Origin of the sequence: Streptomyces sp. 8L (assembly GCF_020176795.1) — a bacterium.
Classification (GTDB): domain Bacteria; phylum Actinomycetota; class Actinomycetes; order Streptomycetales; family Streptomycetaceae; genus Streptomyces.
Window position 1 is genome coordinate 1 of sequence record NZ_JAIUKE010000078.1, and the last position, 2,808, is coordinate 2,808.

Genomic DNA, 2,808 nt, shown 5'->3' on the forward strand with positions numbered 1-2,808 from the left:
TTCCTTACGCGATCCGGACGCACTGCCCGCGCCTTCGCGCCGCCTGGCCGGATCGCCGCCGGGCGCGTGATCCGACGGGCCGTGCCCCGGTGTGCGCCCCGGGGCACGGCCGCGGGGCCTACGCCGGTGGGACGCAGTCGGGTACCCGGTCCACCAGCGTGGGGACCAGCGCCTGTAGCCCGGGCTCGGAGCGCACCTCGAACAGCAGGTCCTCTCCCTCGGGGATGGCGCCGGGCCTGATGACGTGGGCGACGGTTCCGGCCGGCCCCCGGTGGATGAGGGCCGGAGGCATCACCTTCGCCACGTTCTCCGCGCTGTGGTCGGCGCTGTGGACCGGGGCGTGGCAGGGGGCCGACACCTCCATCACGCTCGCCGGGACGCCTGCTGTGCGCAGGGCGGCCCGGAGACCGGGCGGTCGGCCGGATGTCAGCGGCGAGGTTCGATCTTCAGGTCGCCGCTGGTCACCATGCGGCCTCTGGCACTGGCGAGGAAGTCGTGCGGGAAGCCCAGTGCGATCGCGCCGGCCTCGTCGAGGCGGGCCAGGTGGGAGGCGCCGAACTCGACGTCCAGGGCGCCCAGGTTGTCCTGAAGCTGCTCGGGCGTGCGGGCCCCGATGATCGGTGCCGTCACGCCCGGTTGGCGCAGAGCCCAGGCGAGCCCGACCTGGCCGGGGGTGCGGCCCAGCTCCCCGGCGACCTCCTTCACGACGTCCGCGAGGGCGAGGCCGCGTTCGGTGAGGCCGCCGTTGGCGATGTTGAAGGCCCTGCGGGTGCCGTCGTCCGCGGCCTTCGTCGCGGTCAGGTCGTCGCGGCTGTACTTGCCGGTCAGCACCCCACCGGCCAGCGGTGAGAAAGGGACCACCCCGAGCCCCGTCTCGCGCGCCATGGGGATCAGGTCGCGCTCCGCGCTCCGTTCGATCAGGTTGTACTCGATCTGCAGCGCGACCAGCGGGGACCAGCCGCGCAGGTCGGCGATCGCCTGCATACGCGACACCTGCCAGGCCGGGACATTGCAGATCCCGACGTACAGGACCTTTCCCTGCCGGACCAGGTCGTCCATGGCGCGCAGGATCTCCTCGACCGGCGTGGTGAAATCCCACACGTGCAGGTAGAGAAGGTCGATGTAGTCCGTGTTCAGCCGTCGCAGACTGGTTTCCACCGACGCGAACATGGTCTTGCGGTGGTTGCCCCCGGAATTGGGATCGCCGGGCCGGCTCAGTGTCGAGAATTTCGTCGCCAGTACGAGGCTTTCGCGGTTGTCGCGGGTGAATTCTCCGAGCAGCCGCTCGGAACTGCCGTTGGTGTACGTGCTCGCGGTGTCGATGAAGTTGCCACCGCGCTCGACGTAGAGGTCGAACAGCTTGCGCGCGTCGTCCCGCTCGGCGCCCCAGCCCCATTCGGTGCCGAAGGTCGCCGCGCCCAGCGCCAGCGGCGAGACCCGCAGCCCGGAGCGGCCCAGCAGTCGGTAGGTGTCGAGGGTGAGCGACATCGAGTCCTCCTGTGCTTGTGATCCGTTGTTGTGGATTCCTGATCCGTGGACCACTGCCGTGGCCGGTGACCCATTGCCGTGATCCGTGATCCGTGGCCCGGTGCCGTGATCCGGTTTCCGGAAACGAGTCTGTGAGCGCGGCCGTCCGCGGTTAAGGGAGAGAAGTTCCTGGGAACGCCGGTCCTACCCTCGCTGTACGATCGAATGTCATGACCGGCACCGTGGACACGACACAGGAACTGGCCGCCTTCCTGCGGACCCGGCGCGAACGCCTGAATCCGGACGATTTCGGATTGCCCACTCGCCGGCAGTCCCGGCGGACTCCTGGATTGCGGCGCGAAGAGGTCGCCGAGCTGGCCGGGGTCAGCGTCGACTACGTCGTGCGGCTGGAACAGGGCCGCGGGCTGCGGCCCTCGGCGCAGGTGGTGGAGGCGCTGTCCCGAGCGCTGCGCCTGCCCGCCGAGGAGCGTGCCTACTTCTTCAACCTGGCCCAGCAGCGGCCTCGGGAGGCCGACAGGCCCGCCGCCACCACGGCGGCACCGCCGCTGGTCCGGCTGGTCGCCGATCTTGCGCCGCTTCCCGCCATGCTGATGAACCACCGCTACGACATCCTGGCCTGGAACAGCGAAATGGCGAGGCTGCTTCTGGATTTCGACACCCTGCCTCCGTCGCGGCGCAATGCGATGTGGCTGTGCCTGATGCATCCGAAGACGCGTGAGTTCTATGTCGACCGCGAACGGGTCGTGCGGGAGGGCGTGGCCCACCTGCGCGCAGCGTGGGCGGCGTACCCGCAGGACAGGGTGCTCAGCGGCCTCATCGCCGAATTCATCGCCCAGGACGAGGAGTTCGCGCGGTGGTGGGCCGAGCGGGACATCAATGTCAACGGGCGCGGGCACAAGGTGTTGCGGCATCCGGACATCGGCGTGGTGGCAGTGGATTTCGAGGTGCTCATGCCGCTCCAGGACCCGGACCAGCGGCTCGTGCTTTATCGCGCCGCGAACCAGCAGAGCCAGTCGGCGCTGGACCGGCTGTGCGCGGTGTGAGGCGGGGCCGTGCGCTTCGTCCCGTGGGCGAGGCCGGGTCGTCCGCTCGCCGGGTGGGGTTGAAGTGTCCACGTGGACCGCATGGTCGGGCCGTCCGTCCGCGCGTCTGCCTGTGCCGTCGTCAACGCGCGACGCGTAATCCGTAACGCTCGCGGCGCCCTGCACCCTGCGCCCTGCGCGGCGGGGGGGGGGGGGGGCCCCGGCCGCCCCCCCCCCCCCCCGCGCCCCCCGGCCGGGGGGGCCCCCCCCCGCCGGCGGGGGCCCCCCCCCCGCCCGG

The 2,808-nt window shown here is 71.1% G+C and carries 3 protein-coding genes; 1 reads left to right on the top strand and 2 read right to left on the bottom strand.

The features are described 5' to 3' along the window. Positions 1-118: 118 nt before the first annotated feature. Positions 119-367: a hypothetical protein gene (locus LCE31_RS08350; RefSeq protein WP_225013372.1), complete on the bottom strand. Its 249-nt coding sequence runs from the start codon at positions 365-367 to the stop codon at positions 119-121. A 59-nt stretch (positions 368-426) separates the two neighbouring features. Then, positions 427-1,488, bottom strand: a complete 1,062-nt coding sequence (locus tag LCE31_RS08355; RefSeq protein ID WP_225013373.1) for an aldo/keto reductase — start codon at positions 1,486-1,488, stop codon at positions 427-429. A 209-nt stretch (positions 1,489-1,697) separates the two neighbouring features. Between LCE31_RS08355 and LCE31_RS08360 the strand changes: the two genes are divergently transcribed. Then, entirely contained in the window at positions 1,698-2,531 is an 834-nt protein-coding gene (locus LCE31_RS08360) for a helix-turn-helix transcriptional regulator (RefSeq protein ID WP_225013374.1), read from the top strand. Positions 2,532-2,808 lie beyond the last annotated feature (277 nt).

Excerpts from the sequence above, each read along its gene's own strand:
- LCE31_RS08355 (WP_225013373.1), bottom strand. The coding sequence starts at position 1,488 with ATGTCGCTCACCCTCGACACCTACCGACTGCTGGGCCGCTCCGGGCTG.
- LCE31_RS08360 (WP_225013374.1), top strand. The coding sequence starts at position 1,698 with ATGACCGGCACCGTGGACACGACACAGGAACTGGCCGCCTTCCTGCGG.